Below are 19,081 nucleotides of genomic sequence, written 5' to 3' on the forward strand. Positions count from 1 at the left end.
GGGCACCATGGTGCGCGTGCCGCCACCTGCCGCCTCCCGCCCGGCGCCGCAGGTGCTCGAAGCGGTCCTCGAGCGGCTCACGTACGCGAACGAGGAGACCGGCTACACGGTCGCCCGCGTCGCCACCGGGCGCGGCACCGACCTGCTGACCGTCGTCGGGGCCCTGCTCGGGGCGCAGCCCGGCGAGAGCCTGCGGATGCGGGGCTGGTGGTCGTCACATCCGCAGTACGGGCGGCAGTTCGAGGTCGTCTCCTACACCACCGTGCTGCCCGCCACGATCCAGGGCATCCGCCGGTACCTCGGCTCCGGGCTCATCAAGGGGATCGGCCCGGTGTTCGCCGAACGCATCGTCGAGCACTTCGGCCTCGACACGCTCACCGTCATCGAGGAGCACCCCGAGCGCCTCGTCGAGGTGCCCGGCCTGGGACCGAAGCGCACCGCGAAGATCACCGCGGCGTGGCAGGAGCAGAAGGTCATCAAGGAGGTGATGGTCTTCCTCCAGGGCGTCGGCGTGTCGACGTCGATCGCGGTGCGCGTCTACAAGCAGTACGGCGACAAGTCCATCGACGTGGTGAAGACCGAGCCCTACCGGCTGGCCACCGACGTGTGGGGCATCGGGTTCAAGACCGCCGACGCGATCGCCCAGGCCGTCGGCATCCCGCACGACAGCCCGGAGCGGGTGAAGGCGGGTCTCCAGTACACCCTCTCCGAGGCCACCGACAACGGGCACTGCTTCCTGCCCGCCGCGCAGCTGGTCGCCGACGCCACCAAGATCCTCGACGTGCCCGCGGACCTCGCCACCCGCTGCCTCGACGAGCTCGTCACGGAGGAAGGGGTGGTGCGCGAGACGGTCCCCGGCAACGACGGGCCGGCCGTGTACCTGGTGCCGTTCCACCGCGCGGAGCAGTCCCTGGCCAACGCGCTGCTGACCCTGCTGCGGGGGCGGGGCGACCGGATGCCGCACTTCCACGGCATCGACTGGACCCGCGCGCTCGCCTGGCTTCGCTCGCGCACCGGCGCCGACCTGGCACCCGAGCAGGAGCAGGCGGTCCGGCTGGCGCTCACCTCGAAGGTCGCGGTGCTCACCGGCGGCCCGGGCTGCGGCAAGAGCTTCACCGTCCGGTCGGTCGTCGAGCTCGCCGCCGCGAAGAAGGCGAAGATCCTGCTGGTCGCCCCGACCGGGCGGGCCGCCAAACGCCTGTCCGAGCTGACCGGGCAGCCCGCCGCGACCGTACACCGGCTGCTGAAGCTCCAGCCCGGCGGCGACGCGAGCTTCGACCGGGACAACCCCCTCGACGTCGACCTCCTCGTCGTGGACGAGGTGTCCATGCTCGACCTCATCCTCGCCAACAAGCTGGTCAAGGCGGTGCCGCCCGGCGCGCACCTGCTCCTCGTCGGCGACGTCGACCAGCTGCCGTCCGTCGGCGCCGGCGCGGTGCTGCGCGACGTCCTCGATGCGGAGGCCGTCCCGCGGGTACGCCTCACGCAGGTCTTCCGGCAGGCCGCCGACTCCGGCGTCGTCACCAACGCGCACCGGATCAACGCCGGCCTGCCGCCGGTCGTGCAGGGCATGCGGGACTTCTTCCTCTTCCCATGCGACGACACCGAGGCTGCGGCGCAGCTCACCGTCGACGTGGTGCACCACCGGATCCCGGCGAAGTTCGGCCTCGACCCGCGCCGCGACGTGCAGGTGCTCGCCCCGATGCACCGCGGCCCGGCGGGCGCCGGCGCGCTCAACGCCCTGCTGCAGGAGCGCCTCACCCCGTCCCGCGACGGGCAGCCGGAGCGCCGCGCCGGCGGCCGGGTGTTCCGCGTCGGCGACAAGGTCACGCAGATCCGCAACAACTACGAGAAGGGCCAGGCCGGCGTCTTCAACGGCACCCTCGGCGTCGTCACCGCCCTCGACCCCGACGAGCAGACCCTCACCGTCCGCACCGACGAGGACGAGTCCATCGACTACGACTTCGACGAGCTCGACGAGCTGCAGCACGCGTACGCGATGACCATCCACCGCTCCCAGGGCTCCGAGTACCCCGCCGTGGTGATCCCGCTGACCACGAGCGCCTGGATGATGCTGCAACGCAACCTGCTCTACACCGCCGTCACCCGCGCCAAGCGCCTCGTCGTGCTGGTCGGCTCACGCCGCGCTCTCGCCGCCGCGGTCCGCACCGTCGGCAGCGGCCGCCACACCGCCCTCACCCACCGCCTCAGCCCCTGACCCCGCCTGGCCCCTCTCCCGGCAACCACTCCGCCGGCGCCACCACGCAGTCCCGCCTCGCCCACACTGCCGCCCCTCCATCACCGCAACGCCCAACCCCGCACCCACCACCCTCATCACAACCCCTGATCGCGCCTCGCCCACACGGTCACTTGAGCGCCGCCGGATCAACTGGCGTCCCCTCCCCTCCCCTCCCACCCGCCCCTCGTCTCACAGACGTTGATCAATGTCAGCGCTCGCACCCTTTGTCCCATCGAGGCTGCGCGATCCACCCACAAAATGATCTCTGATTTGTAGGTTGATCGCGCAACGTCAATGCCCAAATGGAGCATCTCGTGGCATTGGCCAACGTCTTAGCGTGAGCCAGGCAACCAGACGAAGCGATTAGACCGCGCCGACCGCGGAGGTTTCATGATCCGGCTGGGGCCGGGTTGGGTGGACTCTTGAGGTATGGCGAACGCGGTGGCGAAGGCTGAGCGTGAGCAGGCCGAGCGGCGGCGGCTGGTCGCTGCGGAGTTGTTCGAGCGGGAAGTGCCGCAGGCGCAGATCGCTCGCCGGTTGGGGGTGACGCCGCAGGCGGTGTTCAGGTGGCGGCAGCGGTGGCTGACCGGCGGGGTGGACGCGTTACGGATGCGACGGCCGCCGGTTTCCCGGCGTGACTTTCGCCGGGACAGCAGGCAGAGCTGGTCGAGGTGCTCATCGCCGGGCCGCAGGCGTGTGGGTTCCGGGTGGCTGGACCCTGGCCAGGGTGGCCACCGTGATCCGCCGCCGGCTCGGGGTGGTCTACCGCTATCCGTCGTCGGTGTGGAACCTGCTGCACCGGCTCGGGTTCAGCGCTCAGCGCCCGGCGCGCCGCGCGGTGGAACGTGACGAGCAGAAAATCACCGACTGGCGCGAGCACATCTGGACGCAGTTCCTCGGCGGGCCACCGGCACCGACGCACCTGCCGATCCGCCGGGCCTGGCCCGCAGATCGCGCGGTCCGGCGTGAAGTCCCAGGAATCGGCAGGGCGGACGCGGACCGGAGAGCACTTCGGCGCCGCGATCGCTCCGGACGGCCGCACGCACGGCTCCGGGCGCGGCGGAACCGGCGTGGTCGGGGTGAGTCGAGGGTGACGTGGCAGGCGAGCTTTGCTCACCGAAGCGATGTCGAGGACCGCGAGGACGTGTTCGGTGCCGACAGTGGCGCGGTCGGGGCTTCTCCGCGCGGAACCTGGGCGGTGCAGGCAGCGGCTTCGATGGCACCGACCACGTCCACCCGGCGATCCTGGACAGCGTTGTGCCCCACGAGCCGGGTTACGGTTCCGGGACGACGTGCCGGCGCGGTTACGGTGGTGATGACGGGGCTGAGATGCCGGTCCGGCGTCTCACGCGGCACTCGTGATGGTCGAAGGTGACGTCAATGGGGGATCAGGAGATCCGGGCGGCACTTGACCGGCACTGGGCGGCGTCCGCCACCGGGGACCAGGACGCCGAGCACGAGATCTATCACGACGACGTCGTGGTCGACTATCCCCAGTCAGGCGAGCGTATCCATGGCCGTCGCAACCTGCAGGCGCTCCGCTCGCACCACCCGGCCAAGCTCGGCTTCACCATCCGCCGCGTTCTCGGCGGCGGGGATCTGTGGATCACCGAGTACGTGATCGACTACGACGGGACACCGGCGTTCACCGTCAGCATCATGGAGTTCCGTGACGGCAAGGTCACCCACGAGACCCAGTACTTCGCGGATCCGTTCGACCCGCCCGCCTGGCGCACCCCATGGGTGGAGCCGATGCCCTGACGAGTCCGCCGGCGAGTTGGGCCCTACGGCATCACCGTCAACGTGGTCTCCCCGGGCATGGTGGGCACCGAGGTCGCCGGGCGGTGTCGCCGCAGGTCAGGGCTCGGTTGGTCGCGGCGGCCCCGCGATGGGCTGACGATCTTCGGACGCGTTCACCTTGAAAGTGCCCCCTGTGGCGGGATGGGCAAGACCCTCGACCGGTCCTGTCGCCCCATGTCAGGGGACACTTTCGCAGTCCCCGAACCATGCTCAATGAAGGCGCGGGGCTAGCACACTACTTCGTACAGAACGGCCGATGTCTTTTCCTTCTGGCCCCACGGATTATTCCGCTCGGCCCAGACGCTTGTCCGGAAGTCATGGGTCCCGGTGCCGGCGCAGTTGTAGTAGACGTACTGGTCGTAACCAGGCCCGGTAATTCGAGCGGACTTCATGGTCTCCCACAAAATGGGCCATGCTCGACTTCTTTGGATGCGGACGTTGACCGTCCAGCCGACACAGCCGGATCCGATGCTCCCGTATCCCTTGACGATCTCGTAGGACTCTGACGTGCCTCCGATGTGGATCTCGCAGGCAAAGGGATCGGCGGCGTTGGCCGCCGGGGAGAAGGCGGCGATACCACTGACGAGCACAATGGTCGCGGTCACCGCCGAGAAGAACCGGCGCAGGCTCATCGCAAACCCCTTCCGTGTCATCGCTTGAAGGCGGTGACGTAGGAGGTGGCGCTGGACTGCCCCGACGGCCCGCTGATGGTCACCTTGACAGTGGTGTCGATCTTGTCAATGCGGCCACTACCGGCGGCGGTGAACACCACGCCGATGTCGGACATCTGGCAGTAGCTGACGTTGGAGCAGGTGTAGGTGTCCGTGATGGTGGCGGACGTCTTGCTCGGCGTGCAGCTGAACGTCACGTTCCCATCCGTGCCGCCGCCGATGGTGCAGTTGATGTCCGATCCCTCGACGACATACGTGGTTTGCACTTTCAGCGAGGGGACGGTTTGGGATCGGCCACCCGGTCCGCAGTCGAATGTCCTGCCCGTGCCGTAGACATCAAGGACCACCCTGGTGGATGTCGCCGAGACCCGGTTGGACTGATTGTCTGCCGTCGCGTACGTCGAATACGTGTTGGTGGTGCTGGTCCTCACGCAGGAGCTGTAACCCGTTCCGCCGGTTGCGGCCGACGCCGGGTTTCCCACCAGCACCGATCCAGCCACGGTGAGTACTGCGGCCGCGACGCCCAACGCTCGGAACAACGCTCGGGATCTTGTGCGCACGGGTCGCCCTTCCTTTGTTCTCATGAGTCCTCCAGACCGATGATCGGGACTATCACGGGGCTGTGATGTCTGCGGCATCGCAGCCCCGGCCATGGTGAGCCTTGGTGATGTCCGAGTTGACCGTGAGCTCTGGGCGCTTTGACCGGTAGTGCGGCAGCCGTCGGACAAACAACGCCGGACAAAAATCGATGCTCGTTCGGTGGTCAGATCGCTTCGTTGCGCCGCTGTTCACATGCCGGGACGCCAGATCAACAGGAACTTCTGGTCGTCGGGACAGCCACAGGCTCCTGTCGATCAACGGGTCCCGGCCTGCGAACTCGGGCGAATACTGGAGATCAGGCAAGGGGGCCGGCGTCGCGAGCGCCCGGCCGTCGAGGTGGCCGCTTCTCGTCGTCGGCATGGACGGGCTCAACCGGGCCGACGTCGTGGCGGCGAACGCGCCCAACCTCGACGCCCTCGCGGCTGGTGGCACGCTCGGTCAGAGCCTGCTGTACTGCCCGCGTGGAGGGCGAGCCTGTCCCGGTCGATACGCCGGCGCCACGGCTGCGTCTTCTGCGTCGGGGGCGCATTGAGGGGCAGACCGAGCGGATAGACCAGGCGGGCAGTTGTGCTGGGTCGGCGGTCGGCGACAGCGGCGGCGGTCAGCGAACACGGCGAACAGGCACACCACTCGGCGTGGGGCAGTGCTGAGCGCCGCCGGGCGTGACGGCGGTGGCGGTCAGCAGACCTCAGCAGCCGGGTGTCGCCTTGCCGTGATCGCGCGGTGCACGGCGGCGGCGGTCATGAGGGCGGCGGCGGTCACGCCGAGCAGGCGCGCGGAGACCACCGCTGGTTGAGGCACGGCTGGCAGGAAGCGCACGTACCGGCGGCGGGGCTGCGGTGCGAGCGCGGCTGCCGCAGCGCCTGCCGCTCCGACCGCCGCCGCGGTGCCCCAGAACGCCCCGGGTCGCCGCTGGACGTGCGGCGCCGGGCCGTGCCACGCGGCGATCCTGCGGGTGCGGCCCAGCCTCGCCGACATGGCGAGCCACGCCGCCGCACCAACCGCGCTGGAGGCCAGGTGCAGCGGCACCCACGCCGGCACCCCCGGCAGCACCTCCCGGGCCAGGCGCGGCAGACCGACCCTGGTGCCGGTCACCGTGTCGTGGGTCAGGTGGTCCCACGCGACGTGGCTGGCGGCGCCGATGAGTGCCGAGCCGGCCGTGACCCACCACGGGTGCCGGGCCCGGGCGAGGGCGCCGTAGTCACGGACGGCGAACGGGCCGAGGCCCGGCAGGTGCGCGGCGACCTCCGGTGCCGCCCGGCGCACCAGCAGGGTCGCCGCGGTCGTGACGGGCACGGACGCCAGCACACCCCACCACGTGTGGCCCTTGGTGAACGGCGGGCGGCAGTGCATCGCGTACGGCAGGTCGGGCGCGGCCGAGCCGATGACCAGGGCGACCCCGTCGAACCACGCGGGCCGCCACAGCTTCAGCGGCAGGACGGCGGCGGCGTGCGAGGGGAAGGTGGCCGGCATGATCGCGACTGTAGCCGGGTCCGCCGCGGTTCAGGTGCCGCAGCGGGCCAGCCCGGCGCGGAGCTTGGCGCGGACCACCCGGGTCGCGGACTCGGTCACCCGGGCGGCGAACGCGGGGTCACCCTTCGCGGCGGTCACGAGCGCCTCGGTCCACGGGCCGGCGTCGGACAGCTTCACCGACAGGGCCATGTCGCCGCCGGCCTTGATGAAGCGGACGGCGCGCTGGCCGAGCGGGACCGAGGCGACCGCGGTGGCGGCGCCGAGGTCGTCGGAGAGCACGAGGCCGTCGAAGCCGAGCTTCTGGCGCAGCAGGCCGGTGACGATCGGCTCGGAGAACGCGGCGATGTTGGCCGGGTCGAGCTTCGGGTACGTCGCCGAGGAGATCATGACCGCCGCCGAGCCGGCCGCGATGCCGCTGGTGAAGGGCTGCAGGGCCGGGTCGTCGGCGGTGGTGACGTCGTCGCGGGCGCCGGTGGAGGTGTCGGTGTTGACGCGGACGCGGCCGAGGCCCGGGAAGTGCTTGAGCGTGGCGAGCACGCCGGCGCCCTGCATCGCGGTCACGACGGTGGCGACGTCGGCGGCGGCGGGTTCGGGGGTCGCGCCGTACTGGCGGTCGAAGCCGCCGATCGGGGGGTTGGCCTTGCCGACGGAGGCCGGGACGACGTCCGCGACCGGAGCCAGGTCGATGGTGACGCCGATGGCCTTGAGCCGGCCGACCCACTCGGCGGTGTTGGCCTTCAGCGTCGCGTCGTCCTGTTTGGCCTGGTTGACCGCGGACGGGATGGCCGGGAAGTCGGCGCCCTTCAGCGTCTGGACCTGCCCGCCCTCCTGGTCGACGCCGATCTGCAGGCCGAGCCCCGACTTGGCCGCGGCCGCCTGCAGCTGCTCGATCGACTGGCGCAGCGACGCCGCCGACGCCGTGCTGCGGCCGGCCAGGAAGATGCCGCCCAACTGGTACCGCTGAATCGCCTGGACGGCGTTGAGCGGCGTCCCGATCGGTGTGCCGATCATGAGGAGCTGACCGACCTGCTGCTCCAGGGTGAGCTTGGCGACCAACGCGGCGGCACAGTCACCGCTCGGCGAGGCGGACGGCGACACCGGGGCATGCGTGCCGGCACCAGCGGGTGTGCGTGCGTCGGATGCCGGTGTACCGCGACCGGCCGCGACGAACCACAGCGCCGCCCCGGCCGCGACGAGCACCACGGCAGCCACGGCGACGGTCCACCTGGGGAACGGGCCGATCCGGCCACGATGGCGAGCCATGGGCCGCTCCGTCCGTGGGGTTCGCAGGATGCCCGACCCGATGGACGTTACCCGGCCCGCACCGGCCGCCCCCCGCCAGCCCGCGGCGGACCGGTCCGACCGCCGGAGCAAGGCGGCCCACAGCCAGGCGGCCGGAGGTAGGTCAGCCCGCGACGGAGCGCGGCAGGCGGTGGTCGGGCAGCTGGTGCAGCCACAGTGCGAGGGCGCGGACGGTCTCCCGCTCGAACGCCGCCTTCGCGCGGGTCACGGCGGCCGCGCCGGCCACGTCGTCGGCGAGCGCGTGCATGCGGGCGCGGGTGACGGCGAGCCCACTGCGGATGAACATGTCGAAGGTCGCCTCGTCGGCGGACTCAACGGCGAGCATGCCCCGCACGTACACGTCCTCGATGCTGACGTCCGGCGGCAGGGCGCACAGCCAGGTCCGCTGGCGCTGCCGCCCGGCGGCGGTGAGCGAGCAGGTGCGCCGGTTGCTGCTGGCCATGCGGGCCGGGACGGCGGTGTCGACCCGCAGGAAGCCGGCCCGCTCCAGCCGCGTCACCGACGCCATCACGCGGACGATGTCCATCCGCCGGGCGCTGCCGAAGATCTCGTCGTGGCGCCGCATGAGCTCCCACGCGCTGCTGTCACGGCCGCCCAGCAGGGCGAGCAGCACGTCGTCGAGCACCAATGCCAGGCACCTCCCGCCGAACTTCTACACGACGTAGAAGTTAGCAGAGGTCACGCCTCGGGGTGCTCCCGCAGCAGCGCGCGGAGGGTCTGCTCGTCGCGGTCGTCGAGGGTGCCGACGAACCGGCGCAGCACCGTCGCCCGGTCGGGCTCCTCGGCGAGCAGGCGGCTCATCCGCTCCGCGACCAGCCCGGCCGCGTCGCGGAGCGCCCCATAGCGGAACGCCCGGCCGTCGCGGTGCCTGGTGACGGAGCCCTTCTCGTGCAGCCGGGTCAGGGTGGTCACCACGGCGCTGTACGACAGCGCGCCGGCGGGATCGAGCAGGTCGCGGACCTCGCCCGGGGTGAGCGGCCCGGCGGCGGCGCCGAGGACCGTGATCACCTGCGCCTCGAGCTGTCCGGGCCGGCGCCGGCGGTCTCCCGGAGGCGGTGGTGTACTCATCGCGACGACTCTATCGAGCCGTGGTCGGTCGTCGCTGACCGATCTGGTTAGAGTGCGAGGGGCACGGACTCACCGCGCGGGGGGAGGCACATGTTCGATCATTTCGTGTGGTCGGTGCTCGTGGTGCCGCCGCTGATCCTGCTCGTCGTGCGCCTGCTCGCCGACCGGCTCCCGCCCGCCGGCGCGGCCCGTGCCGTCGCCTGGTCCGCGGCCGTGGTCGCCGCCGCCAGCACCGTCAACCTGCTGCTGTTCGCGCTGAAGGCGCTCGCCCAGGTGCCGGCCGTCGCCGGCGTGTTCGGCTGGTCGGCGACGGTCGTCATGGCCGACACCGCCGCGGAGCCGTGGGCGCCGTGGCTCAGCGTCGCGCTGCTGGCCGCCGTCGTCGTCTCCGTAACCCGCCGCTGGCGCCACCACCGCGACGTCCTCGCGCTCGGCCGGTCCGCCGGCGACGGCACGGCGCTCGTCGTGCTGCCCGACGCGGAGGCGAAGGCGTTCGCGGTCCCCGGCCGGCCCGGTTACGTCGTGGTCACCACCGGGATGCGGTCGCTGCTGACCGACCGGCAGTTCGACGCGCTGCTCGCGCACGAGCAGGCGCACCTCGCCGGCCGGCACCACCTGCTGGCCCGCCTGGCGGGCACGGCCGCCGCCGCGCACCCGGCGCTGTGGTGGGTCGCGAAGCACGTCGACTACCTCCTCGAGCGGGCCGCCGACGAGCACGCCGCCGTCGAGGTGGGCAGCCGGCGCACCGTCGCGCACGCCATCGGCGCGGCCGCGCTGGCGACCTCCGGTGCCGGCGCGACCCCGGCCGGATCGGGCTGGTCGGTGCTGCACGTCGCGATCCCCCAGGGCATCGTGCCGCGCCGGGTGTCGCTGCTGCTGACCCCGCGCACCTGGCCCGCCGCGGGGCTGCTGAGCCTGCTGCCCGCCGCGCTGGCCGCGTTCAGCGTCGTCTGGTCGGTCGAGGCCGCCATCGACCTGGTCGAGCTGCTCATGGCGGCCAGCAGGCGCTGAACTGGTCCGCGACCGGCGCCGGGCGACGCCGAGCGGTCCGCGCCGGCGCCGTCACCGACGGCCTCGCGAAACCCGGGTAAGTGATTCCGGGCCCTGAAGCGTTCATGAGGCGTGGGGCACATGGAGTTCACCGAGTTCTACCGGTCGGAGCGCGACCGGTGCCTGCGGGCCGTGCTCGCCGGCGTCGCGGACCGCCAGGTCGCCGAGGACCTGGTGGCCGAGGCGTTCACCCGGGCGTGGATGTCGTGGCACAAGGTGCGGCGGCATCCGGCGCCGCGGGCCTGGGTGGTGCGCACCGCGCTCAACCTGCGGGTGTCGTGGTGGCGCCGGCACCGCCGCGAGGTCGACCTCGGCGACGGGCCCGTGGACACCGCCGACGGCACCGGCGAGCCCGGCGGCGGCCTCGACCCGGCGCTGCTGCGGCTGCTGCGTGCCCTGCCGCCCCGGCAGCGGGAGGTCATCGCGTTCCGGGTCTTCCTCGACCTCGACACCGCCGCCACCGCCAAGGCCCTGGGCATGGCCCCGGGCACCGTCACCGCGCACCTGTCCCGGGCGATCGCGACGCTGCGCGGCCATCTCGTCGTCAACCACAGCCAGGAGCAGTCATGAACAGTCAGGAGCAGTCATGAACGACCACGACACCGACGTCCTCGACACCCTGCGGGGCTCGCTCGACGCGGTCACGATGGGCACGCCCGTCGAGGACATCGTGAGCACCGGCCGGGCCCGCCGCAACCGCCGCCGGCTGGCGACCGTCGCCGCCGGCACCGTGGCGGTGGCCGGCGTCGCGCTCGGCGTGGCGAGCCTCGCCAACCCCCCGGCGGGACCCCCGGCCACGGCACCCGGTGTGAACGCGGCCGGCGAGGTGCACGTCCGGACGGTCGCCTACACCGTCGACTCCCGGGCCGACGGCACGGTCCAGGTGACCTGGACCAAGCAACAGTGGTTCGCGGACCCCGCCGGCCTGGAGGCGGCCCTGCGGCAGGCCGGCTTCCCGGTGGTCGTCAAGGTCGGCGAGTTCTGCGCCGGCCCGGGCGACGACCTGACGCTGGTGCACGGCACCGGCCCCGGCGTCACGGACGTCGTGCGGCCCCTGCCGGGCGCCGACGCGACGTTCGTCTTCGACGCCTCGGCCCTGCCGCCCGGCAAGCAGCTGTTCATCGGGTACCTATCCCCCGCCCAGCTGGAGGTCACGGGCGGCTCCCCCGGCTCGGTCGAGCGCCTGGTGCCCATCGACACGCCGCTGACCTGCACCACCGTGGCCCCGCCGCGGGAGGGCCCCCGGGCCGGCAGCGAGGAGATCCCGTCGGCCAAGCCGGTCAAGCCGGCCAAGTAACCCCACTCAGCGACTGCCCCGGCGCCGGTTGGCGCCGGGGCAGTCGTGCGTCCTTGACACCTTCGCTCCGCCACGACCATCATTGTACTAAGCACTTAGTGGATTGAGGCTCTGGTGATCGACTTCCAGCTCGACGACCGGTCCGGCGTCGCCACCTACTTGCAGCTGGCGCAGCAGGTGCGGCACGCGCTGCGGCTGGGGCTGCTGGAGCCCGGGGACAAGCTGCCGACCGCGAAAGAGGTCGTGGCGAAGCTCGCGATCAACCCCAACACGGTCCTGAAGGCCTACCGCGAGCTGGAGCGCGAAGGCCTGCTGGTGGTCCGGCAGGGGCTCGGCACGTTCGTCCGCACGACGCTCGGCCCGAAGGACCGGGCCGAGCAGGCGGAGCAGGCCGAGCTGCAGCAGCGCCTCGCCGACTGGGTGCGCGCGGCCAGGCAGGCCGGGCTGGTCGACGACGACATCGAAGCCATGTACCGCGCGGTGATGCGGCACGACACGGAGGGACTGCATGACACCCGCACTGGAAGCTGAGGGGCTCGGCCGCTGCTACGGGCGGAAGTGGGCGCTGCGCGACTGTACGCTGTCGCTGCCCGCCGGTCAGGTGATCGGCCTCGTCGGCCCCAACGGCGCCGGCAAGACCACGCTGCTGAGCCTGGCCGTCGGCCTGCTCCGCCCGACCGAGGGGTCGGTGCGGATCCTGGGCCGCCCGCCGCGCTCGCCGGGCACGGTCGCCGAGGTCGGGTTCGTCGCGCAGGACAAGCCGCTGTACCGCAATCTGACCGTCGCCGAGACGCTGCGCATGGGCGCCTGGCTCAACCCGGGCTGGGACCCGCGGGCGGCGACAGAGCGGATCGAGCGCATCGGCATCCCGCCCGGGCAGAAGGTCGGCCGGCTCTCCGGCGGGCAGCGCTCGCAGCTCGCCCTCGCGGTCGCGCTGGGCAAGCGGCCCCGGCTGCTGCTGCTCGACGAGCCGGTCGCCGACCTCGACCCGATCGCCCGGCGCGACTTCCTGCGGACACTGATGGCGGAGGTCGCCGAGTCCGGCGTGACCGTCGTGCTGTCCTCGCACCTGCTCGCCGACGTCGAGCGGACCTGCGAGTTCCTGGTGCTGCTGAGCACCTCGCACGTCCAGCTCGCCGACGACACCGAGACGCTGCTGGCGCAGCACCGGATGGTCACCGGCCCGCGGGCCGCGGCACCGGCGCTGACCGCGGCGCACACCGCCGTGCAGGCCGACTACACCGACCGCCAGGCCAGCCTCATCGTGCGCGCCCACGGGCCGATCGACGAGCGGGTCTGGACGGTGCGACCGGTCTCCCTCGAGGAGCTGGCGCTGGCCTACATGACGGCGGTGGCGGCATGACGAGACTCGCGTGGCGGCTGGCCCGGCCCAACATCCTGTCCTCCGCGCTGCTGCTCGCCGCCGTCGCCGTGTTCGCGGTGCTGACGCGGCGGGCGATGACCGGGTTCATGCACGACTCCGGGCTCGGCGCGTGCCTCGCCGGCGGCGGGGACTGCGGCGACCTCGTGCAGGCGTTCGACCTGCGGTTCGACGCGGTGACCACCGCGGTCAAACTGCTCAACGTCGTGCCGATGCTCATCGGGGTCTTCTGGGGCGGGCCACTCATCGCCCGGGAGCTGGAGCAGGGCACGCACCGCCTGGTGTGGACGCAGTCGCACGGGCGCGGCCGGTGGCTCGCCGCGCGGCTCGGGCTGCACCTGGCCGGCGCCGCCGCCGTCGCCGCGGCCTTCACCGAGCTGATGACGTGGTGGTTCGAGCCGATCGAGCGGATCCGGGTGCAGGGCACCGTCATGTACGGCCGGCTCGACCCCAACGTGTTCGACTTCCGGGGCATCGTCCCCATCGCGTATGCCGTCTTCGCGTTCGCCGTCGGCGCCGCGGCCGGGGCGCTCCTGCGCCGGACCGTCCCCGCGATGGCGGTCACCCTGGTCACGTACCTGGTGACGACCCTGCTCGTGCGGGTGTGGCGGGAGCACTTCATGGCGCCGCTGCGGTCCCGGTACGCGTTCGGCGCCGCCGACCCGCGGGCCGGCAAGGGCGACTGGGTGCTGGGGCACGACACCGTGAACGCCGCCGGCGTCCTGAGCCCGCTGTCGGAGGTGCCCGCGGCGTGCGCGGCGCAGGCCGACCGTGCCGCGACCGACGTGTGCCTCGGCGGTCTCGGGTACGAGTGGGCCGACACGTACCAGCCGATCGAACGCTTCTGGACGTTCCAGCTCATCGAGTCGGGCATCTTCGCCGGGCTGGCCGCCGCGGCGCTCGGCCTGGCCGTCTGGTGGGTGGTCCGCAGGCTCGCGTAAACGTTCGATCTGTCCTACCATCCAAATGTCCTACATTTGGAGGTCGGAGTGCTGTCGAGCCCGCAACGGGCCGTGCCCCTCGCCACGCAGGTCGCCGGTCAGTTCAAGCAGCTGATCGCGGCCGGTGACTGGCCGGTCGGCTCCCGGATCCCGCCCGAGCACCGGCTCACCGAGCAGCTCGGCGTCAGTCGCAACACCGTCCGGGAGGCGTTGAGCGCGCTCGTACACCTCGGACTCCTCGAAGCGCGTCCCGGCGACGGCACCTACGTGCGCGCCGACAGCGAGCTGCAGGTGTCCCTCGGCCGGCGGGTCGCGGAGGCCGACCCCGACGACGCCTTCGAGGTGCGGGCGCTGCTGGAGCACCGCGGGTCGCGCCGGGCCGCGCTGCACGCCACCGCCGAGGACGTCGCCCACCTGCGCGAGCTGCTCGACCGGCGGGACGCCGCCCGGACCGGCGACCTGGCGGGATTCGTCGAGGCCGACTTCGCGTTCCACCGCGCGGTCGTCATCGCCGGCGGCAACCCGCTGCTCGCTGAGCTCTACCAGCACCTGAGCCCCGTCATCACGCAGACGATCAGTGACAGCGCCGGGCTGGACCACGACAGCGCCGTGCACGACCTGCACCACCACCTGGTCGACGCGATCGAGGCCGGTGACCCCGACGCCGCCGAGGCGTGCAGCGTCGCGCTGGTCGCCGAGGGCCGCGACATCCTGCGCGGGAGCGCGTCGTGACCGCCACCCTCGCGCCCGTGCGGGCCCGCACCGGGCTGCTCGTGGTCGGCATCCTGCTGATCGCCACCAACCTGCGGGCGGCGCTGACGTCGGTCGGGCCGGTGCTCGACGACGTGCGAGCCGACCTCGGCCTGACCGCGACCGCCGCCGGTGTGCTGACCGCGCTGCCGCTGCTCGCGTTCGCGGGCTTCTCGCCGGTCGCGCCGCTGGTGGCGCGGCGGCTCGGGCTGGAGCGCACCCTCGGCCTGGGCCTCGCGGTGCTCGCCGCCGGCATCGTGCTGCGGTCGGTGCCGGTCGCCGGCGGGATCTGGGCCGGCACGGTCGCCATCGGCGCGGCGATCGCGTTCTTCAACGTGCTGCTGCCCAGCCTGGTCAAGCGCGACTTCCCGGACCGGGTCGCGCAGCTGTCCGGCGGCTACTCCGCGACGCAGAGCATCGTCGCGGCCATCGCGTCCGGCGTCGCCGTGCCCATCGCCGGCCAGGCAGACGCCGGCTGGCGGATCGCGCTCGGCTGCTGGGTCGGGCTCACGGTCATCGCCGCCGCGGTCTGGCTGCCCCGGCTGCGCACCCGTCCGGCGGGCCCCGACGGCGGCACCGGCGCGGCGGCCGCGCACCGCTCGCCGTGGCGCAGCCCGATCGGCTGGCAGGTGACGCTGTTCATGGGCCTGCAGTCGCTGGTCTTCTACGTGATGGTCGCCTGGCTGCCGAGCATCGAGCAGGACCACGGGGTCAGCGCGACGACGGCCGGCTGGCACCTGTTCGTGTACCTGATCGCCGCGGTCGTGGCGAACCTCGCCGCCCCGCACCTCATGCGCCGCCTGCCCGATCAGCGGCTCGTCGCGCTGCTGTGCGCCGGGATGATCCTGCTCGGGGTGGGCGGGCTGCTGCTCGCGCCCGGCCTGTCCGTCGTGTGGCTGGTGAGCGCCGGCCTCGGTGCGGGCCTGTCGCTCGTGCTGTGCCTGTCGCTGTTCAGCCTGCGTGCCGTCGACCACCGCCAGGCCGCGGCACTGTCGGGGATGGCGCAGTCGGTCGGCTACCTCCTGGCCGCGTGCGGCCCCGTCCTCATCGGCGCGCTGCGCGACGCGAGCGGCTCGTGGACGTTGCCCTTGGCGACGATGTGCGCACTGATCGCAGTGATGGGCGGCTTCGCCGTCCTCGCCGGCCGGGACAGGGTGATCGGCTGACCCCGTGGGCGGCCCGCCGACCGAGACGGGCCGCCCGCGACAGGATCGGCCGACCCGGCGGGCGGCCCGCCACGGACGGCCGGGGACCGCTGCACCTCGTTGAAGGCCCGCCGGAGTGGCCGAGTTCGTCGATGGACACGGCGCCCGGCGGCTGTCCCACCCGGCGCCGATCGGATACGGTCGTGCGGGTGTCCGTGAAGCGTCTGACGCTGCCCGCCCGGGTCAAGGCCCTCACCGTGCCGCTGCCCCCGGGCAAGACCATCCGGCCCGACCTCGACGACGACGAGCCGGCGGTGCTCTGGCTGAGCAAGACGTCCCCGCCGCCGGGGCTGTGGGAGGAGCTGCGCGCCGCGCACCCCGCCACCGGCCTGTGGCCCCTGCTGCTGACGCACCTCGACGGCGACCCGTGCCGGCCGTGGATCGAGGGCGAGCTCGTCCCCGACGACATGTCCGACCCCGCGGACCACGACCCGGCGGCGCTGCTGCCGAAGTGGTGGGCGGAGACCGGCGACGAACGCGGCCCGTGGCCGGGGCTGGCACCCGCGGCGGGCGTCGACCCAGCCGACGCCGACGCGACCGCCGACCGGGAGGCGGCCGCGCTCGTCGCGTCTCGCCGGCCGTGGCGGCTCGGCCTGGTCGCCGCCGGCCGCGGCGCCGACGCGCTCACCGTCGTCGGCTGGGACGGCCCCGCCAACCACACCGACGACACCGCCCACATCAGCGCGGTCCTGCGCAGCTGGGAGGAGCGCTTCGGGGTCCGGGTCGTCGGGGTCGGCTTCGCCGAGCTGTTCCTGAGCGTCGCCGCGCCACCGTCCACGGTGGACGAGGCATTGACGGTCGCCGCGGAGCACGTCGCGTTCTGCCCCGACACCGCATGGGCCGACGACGATCTGCAGGGATACGCGGCGGGCCTCGTCGGCGCGCCCGCCTGGCACTTCTGGTGGGACTGACCGCACGCTGTGCGGGTCGGCGACGCGCATCGTTCGCCTTGTATTTCCCCACGGTTCACCGGCGTCTCCGAGGCTGCGAAGGAATCAAGCAGACTTCTTTGGAGCGTGCCAGCGTGACTGTTTCTCGCCGTCAAGTTCTCAGTGGTACGGCCGCGGCGGGCGTCGGCCTGACCGTCGCCGGTGCCCTGCCGACCCTCGCCGAGCCCGCCCTCGCGCACGAGGAGCACCGGCCGTCCTCCGGCGGGCGCCCGTTCCCGCCGCTGAAGGACGACCCGAACGGCATCCTCGCGCTGCCCGAGGGCTTCTCCTACACGATCGTCACCCGCGAGGGCAGCACGGAGATGTCCGGCAACCAGGGCAAGACGCCCGGTTACCACGACGGCACGGGTGTCGTCGCCGACGGCCACAACAAGCTCACGATCATCCAGAACCACGAGCTCAACCCGCACACGATCGTGTACGGCGTGCCGCACATCGAGGGCACCGTGTACGACCCGGGCGCCCCGAACGCGGGCGGCTGCACGGTCATCACCACCGACGGGCAGGGCCGGCGCACCGGCGAGTGGGTCGGCATCTCCGGCACGCTGCGCAACTGCGCGGGCGGCGTGACCCCGTGGGGCACCTGGCTGACCTGCGAGGAGACCACCGCCAACGCCGGCGCCACCTGGACCGCCGGCGGCCAGACCGGCACCTACGAGAAGGCCCACGGCTACGTCTTCGAGGTCTTCCCGGCCGAGTCCAAGAAGCAGCTGCCCAAGGCGATCAAGGCGTTCGGCCGGTACGACCACGAGGCCCTCGCCGTCGACCCGGACCTCAAGCACGTCTACCTGTCCGAGGACGCCAGCAGCCCCAACGGCCTGTTCTACCGCTGGCGCTCGACCGACGGCAAGCGCCTCGGCGCGGGCATCGCCAACTCGCTGGCCGACGACGCCGGCAAGCTCGAGGCGATGCAGATCCGCCTCGACGACGGCAGCATCCTGCCCGACGTCGCGTACCTCACCTCCGCCCAGATCGGCCGCCCGTTCAAGGTGACCTGGCTCGAGGTGCCGGACCGCGACGCGACCACCAAGCCGGTCCGCACCCAGTTCGCCGACGGCACCGTCACCCGGGGCAAGAAGTTCGAGGGCGTGTGGAGCACCCGCAAGGGCTGCTACATCGTCAACAGCTTCGCCTTCGGCGCCAACGACCTGCCCGCCGACGCGACGAAGCACGACGGCATGGTGTGGTTCTACGACTACTCCGACCAGACCATCACGCTCGTCACGTACTTCCCGCACAACTCCGCCGCCGAGGGCGAGGGCCCGGCGCCGAAGTACGCCGACATGACCTTCGACGGGCCCGACAACGTCACGGTCACCCCGTGGGGCACCCTCGTCCTCGCCGAGGACGGCGTCCGCGCCTCGCACGTGCTGAGCTCCGTCCCCGGCGGCCCGACCTACGCCATCGCCCGCAACATGCTCAGCAACGGCACCTCCAACGGCGCCCCGACCTACTCCGAGTTCACCGGCCCGACGTTCTCCCCCGACGGCAAGGTCCTGTTCGTCAACATCCAGGTCCCCGGCATCACCCTGGCCATCACCGGCCCGTGGGGCCGTTACCTCGGCTGACCAGCGCTCCGGGGCCCCGGCGGAATCCGGGGCCCGGAGTGAATTTCCACCGTCGCGTGGCGGGCGGTGCCGGCGGTCGCGCAAGCTGGGGGCCGACGGAAGGGGCCAGCGTGCGGCGGATCGTGGACGGCGTGTGGGAGCTGCGGTTCGGTTACGTGCACGCGCACCTCGTCGAGGCCGGCGACGGCCTGGTGCTCATCGACACCGGGCTGCCGCGCCGGGCCGGCCGGCTGGCGCTCGCGGTCCGGGCGACCGGGCACGACCTCGCCGACCTGCACACCATCCTGACCACGCACCAGCACCCCGACCACACCGGCTCGCTCGCCGACCTGCGGCAGCGGACCGGGGCGCGGGTCGTCGCGCACCGGCAGGACGTGCCGGTCATCACCGGCGAGCAGGCGCCGCCCGTGCACCACTGGATGACGCGACTGTCGGCGCGGATACTGAAGGCCGACCCCGCGCCGGTCGACCTGGTCCTCGACGGGGACGGCCCGACCGGGGTCCCCGGCATCACCGCCGTGCACACGCCCGGGCACACGCCGGGACACGTGTCGTTCCTGCTCGACCGCGCCGGCGGGGTCCTGTTCGCCGGCGATGCGGCGAGCGCGATGTTCGGCCGGGTCCGGGCGGCGCCGCGGCTGACCAACGCCGACCAGGCCCTTGCGGTGCGCAGCGCCGCCCGCCTCGCCGAGCTCGACTTCCAGGTCGCGGTCTTCGGCCACGGCGCCGCGGTCCGGGGCGACGCGGTGTCCCGGTTCCGGGACTTCGCCGCCCGGCTGCGCTGAA

Annotated in this window: 20 protein-coding genes and 1 pseudogene; 15 read left to right on the top strand and 6 right to left on the bottom strand. The window is 72.7% G+C overall.

Translation table 11 applies throughout. The annotated features are described in order from the left end of the window. Nucleotides 1-16: 16 nt before the first annotated feature. The 4 genes and pseudogenes from recD2 (at nucleotide 17) to ABD332_RS45285 (ending at nucleotide 4,000) form a co-directional block, all read left to right on the top strand. Nucleotides 17-2,218, top strand: coding sequence for an SF1B family DNA helicase RecD2 (gene recD2 / locus ABD332_RS45280; protein ID WP_344510653.1), 2,202 nt, complete (start codon nucleotides 17-19; stop codon nucleotides 2,216-2,218). 450 nt (nucleotides 2,219-2,668) lie between these two features. Then, nucleotides 2,669-2,860 (top strand): annotated as a pseudogene (locus ABD332_RS60245) (helix-turn-helix domain-containing protein); the annotation flags it as partial. Nucleotides 2,861-2,933: 73 nt separating this feature from the next. After that, on the top strand, nucleotides 2,934-3,614 hold the full coding sequence (locus ABD332_RS60250) for a helix-turn-helix domain-containing protein (RefSeq protein ID WP_425552392.1): 681 nt from the start codon (nucleotides 2,934-2,936) through the stop codon (nucleotides 3,612-3,614). 5 nt (nucleotides 3,615-3,619) lie between these two features. Beyond that, on the top strand, nucleotides 3,620-4,000 hold the full coding sequence (locus ABD332_RS45285; RefSeq protein ID WP_344510654.1) for a nuclear transport factor 2 family protein: 381 nt from the start codon (nucleotides 3,620-3,622) through the stop codon (nucleotides 3,998-4,000). A gap of 266 nt (nucleotides 4,001-4,266) precedes the next feature. On the opposite strand, the gene ABD332_RS45290 is transcribed toward ABD332_RS45285, so the two are convergent. The 6 genes from ABD332_RS45290 to ABD332_RS45315 all read right to left on the bottom strand — a co-directional run bounded on the left by ABD332_RS45290 (nucleotide 4,267) and on the right by ABD332_RS45315 (nucleotide 9,153). Further along, nucleotides 4,267-4,671 carry a hypothetical protein gene (locus ABD332_RS45290; RefSeq protein WP_344510655.1) on the bottom strand — a complete coding sequence of 135 codons (405 nt, stop codon included), beginning with the start codon at nucleotides 4,669-4,671 and terminating at the stop codon, nucleotides 4,267-4,269. Between the two features lie 17 nt (nucleotides 4,672-4,688). Next, nucleotides 4,689-5,141 (bottom strand): hypothetical protein, encoded by a 453-nt coding sequence (locus ABD332_RS45295; RefSeq protein ID WP_344510656.1) that lies wholly within the window; start codon nucleotides 5,139-5,141, stop codon nucleotides 4,689-4,691. An 847-nt stretch (nucleotides 5,142-5,988) separates the two neighbouring features. Beyond that, nucleotides 5,989-6,783: a DUF4184 family protein gene (locus ABD332_RS45300; protein WP_344510657.1), complete on the bottom strand. Its 795-nt coding sequence runs from the start codon at nucleotides 6,781-6,783 to the stop codon at nucleotides 5,989-5,991. A gap of 30 nt (nucleotides 6,784-6,813) precedes the next feature. Next, complete coding sequence (locus ABD332_RS45305; protein WP_344510659.1) at nucleotides 6,814-8,046, bottom strand: glycoside hydrolase family 3 N-terminal domain-containing protein; 1,233 nt, start codon at nucleotides 8,044-8,046, stop codon at nucleotides 6,814-6,816. A gap of 142 nt (nucleotides 8,047-8,188) precedes the next feature. Continuing rightward, nucleotides 8,189-8,710: a PadR family transcriptional regulator gene (locus ABD332_RS45310; RefSeq protein ID WP_344510661.1), complete on the bottom strand. Its 522-nt coding sequence runs from the start codon at nucleotides 8,708-8,710 to the stop codon at nucleotides 8,189-8,191. Nucleotides 8,711-8,763: 53 nt separating this feature from the next. Continuing rightward, on the bottom strand, nucleotides 8,764-9,153 hold the full coding sequence (locus ABD332_RS45315) for a BlaI/MecI/CopY family transcriptional regulator (RefSeq protein WP_344510663.1): 390 nt from the start codon (nucleotides 9,151-9,153) through the stop codon (nucleotides 8,764-8,766). Nucleotides 9,154-9,243: 90 nt separating this feature from the next. Here ABD332_RS45315 and ABD332_RS45320 point away from each other — a divergent pair, with 90 nt between their 5' ends. From ABD332_RS45320 to ABD332_RS45370, 11 genes are all read left to right on the top strand, one after another. Beyond that, nucleotides 9,244-10,164, top strand: a complete 921-nt coding sequence (locus tag ABD332_RS45320; RefSeq protein WP_344510665.1) for a M56 family metallopeptidase — start codon at nucleotides 9,244-9,246, stop codon at nucleotides 10,162-10,164. A 120-nt stretch (nucleotides 10,165-10,284) separates the two neighbouring features. Beyond that, on the top strand, nucleotides 10,285-10,773 hold the full coding sequence (locus ABD332_RS45325; RefSeq protein ID WP_344510667.1) for a sigma factor-like helix-turn-helix DNA-binding protein: 489 nt from the start codon (nucleotides 10,285-10,287) through the stop codon (nucleotides 10,771-10,773). A 16-nt stretch (nucleotides 10,774-10,789) separates the two neighbouring features. Then, nucleotides 10,790-11,500, top strand: coding sequence for a hypothetical protein (locus ABD332_RS45330; protein WP_344510669.1), 711 nt, complete (start codon nucleotides 10,790-10,792; stop codon nucleotides 11,498-11,500). A gap of 114 nt (nucleotides 11,501-11,614) precedes the next feature. Continuing rightward, nucleotides 11,615-12,031, top strand: a complete 417-nt coding sequence (locus tag ABD332_RS45335) for a GntR family transcriptional regulator (protein WP_344510672.1) — start codon at nucleotides 11,615-11,617, stop codon at nucleotides 12,029-12,031. Further along, entirely contained in the window at nucleotides 12,009-12,863 is an 855-nt protein-coding gene (locus tag ABD332_RS45340; RefSeq protein ID WP_344510674.1) for an ABC transporter ATP-binding protein, read from the top strand. The genes ABD332_RS45335 and ABD332_RS45340 overlap by 23 nt, the downstream gene beginning before the upstream one ends. After that, the gene (locus ABD332_RS45345; protein WP_344510676.1) at nucleotides 12,860-13,822 is read left to right on the top strand and encodes a hypothetical protein; all 963 of its coding nucleotides are present in this window, start codon (nucleotides 12,860-12,862) and stop codon (nucleotides 13,820-13,822) included. Before ABD332_RS45340 ends, ABD332_RS45345 begins: the two co-directional genes overlap by 4 nt. 48 nt (nucleotides 13,823-13,870) lie before the next feature. Then, nucleotides 13,871-14,554 (top strand): FadR/GntR family transcriptional regulator, encoded by a 684-nt coding sequence (locus tag ABD332_RS45350; protein ID WP_344510678.1) that lies wholly within the window; start codon nucleotides 13,871-13,873, stop codon nucleotides 14,552-14,554. Continuing rightward, a complete protein-coding gene (locus ABD332_RS45355; RefSeq protein WP_344510679.1) occupies nucleotides 14,551-15,738 on the top strand; it encodes an MFS transporter in 1,188 nt (395 codons plus the stop codon). Before ABD332_RS45350 ends, ABD332_RS45355 begins: the two co-directional genes overlap by 4 nt. A 188-nt stretch (nucleotides 15,739-15,926) precedes the next feature. Then, nucleotides 15,927-16,688 carry a DUF4253 domain-containing protein gene (locus ABD332_RS45360; protein WP_344510681.1) on the top strand — a complete coding sequence of 254 codons (762 nt, stop codon included), beginning with the start codon at nucleotides 15,927-15,929 and terminating at the stop codon, nucleotides 16,686-16,688. Between the two features lie 113 nt (nucleotides 16,689-16,801). Then, nucleotides 16,802-18,295, top strand: coding sequence for an alkaline phosphatase PhoX (locus ABD332_RS45365; protein WP_344510683.1), 1,494 nt, complete (start codon nucleotides 16,802-16,804; stop codon nucleotides 18,293-18,295). A gap of 110 nt (nucleotides 18,296-18,405) precedes the next feature. Next, on the top strand, nucleotides 18,406-19,080 hold the full coding sequence (locus tag ABD332_RS45370; protein WP_344510685.1) for an MBL fold metallo-hydrolase: 675 nt from the start codon (nucleotides 18,406-18,408) through the stop codon (nucleotides 19,078-19,080). Nucleotide 19,081: the final 1 nt, after the last annotated feature.

Source organism: Dactylosporangium maewongense, assembly GCF_039531485.1.
Classification (GTDB): Bacteria; Actinomycetota; Actinomycetes; order Mycobacteriales; family Micromonosporaceae; genus Dactylosporangium; species Dactylosporangium maewongense.

Bases quoted from the DNA above. Each gene is read 5' to 3' on its own strand.
- ABD332_RS45285 (WP_344510654.1), top strand. From the start codon at position 3,620: ATGGGGGATCAGGAGATCCGGGCGGCACTTGACCGGCACTGGGCGGCG.
- ABD332_RS45290 (WP_344510655.1), bottom strand. From the start codon at position 4,671: ATGAGCCTGCGCCGGTTCTTCTCGGCGGTGACCGCGACCATTGTGCTC.
- ABD332_RS45300 (WP_344510657.1), bottom strand. From the start codon at position 6,783: ATGCCGGCCACCTTCCCCTCGCACGCCGCCGCCGTCCTGCCGCTGAAG.
- ABD332_RS45305 (WP_344510659.1), bottom strand. From the start codon at position 8,046: ATGGCTCGCCATCGTGGCCGGATCGGCCCGTTCCCCAGGTGGACCGTC.
- ABD332_RS45315 (WP_344510663.1), bottom strand. From the start codon at position 9,153: ATGAGTACACCACCGCCTCCGGGAGACCGCCGGCGCCGGCCCGGACAG.
- ABD332_RS45320 (WP_344510665.1), top strand. From the start codon at position 9,244: ATGTTCGATCATTTCGTGTGGTCGGTGCTCGTGGTGCCGCCGCTGATC.
- ABD332_RS45325 (WP_344510667.1), top strand. From the start codon at position 10,285: ATGGAGTTCACCGAGTTCTACCGGTCGGAGCGCGACCGGTGCCTGCGG.
- ABD332_RS45330 (WP_344510669.1), top strand. From the start codon at position 10,790: ATGAACGACCACGACACCGACGTCCTCGACACCCTGCGGGGCTCGCTC.
- ABD332_RS45340 (WP_344510674.1), top strand. From the start codon at position 12,009: ATGACACCCGCACTGGAAGCTGAGGGGCTCGGCCGCTGCTACGGGCGG.
- ABD332_RS45345 (WP_344510676.1), top strand. From the start codon at position 12,860: ATGACGAGACTCGCGTGGCGGCTGGCCCGGCCCAACATCCTGTCCTCC.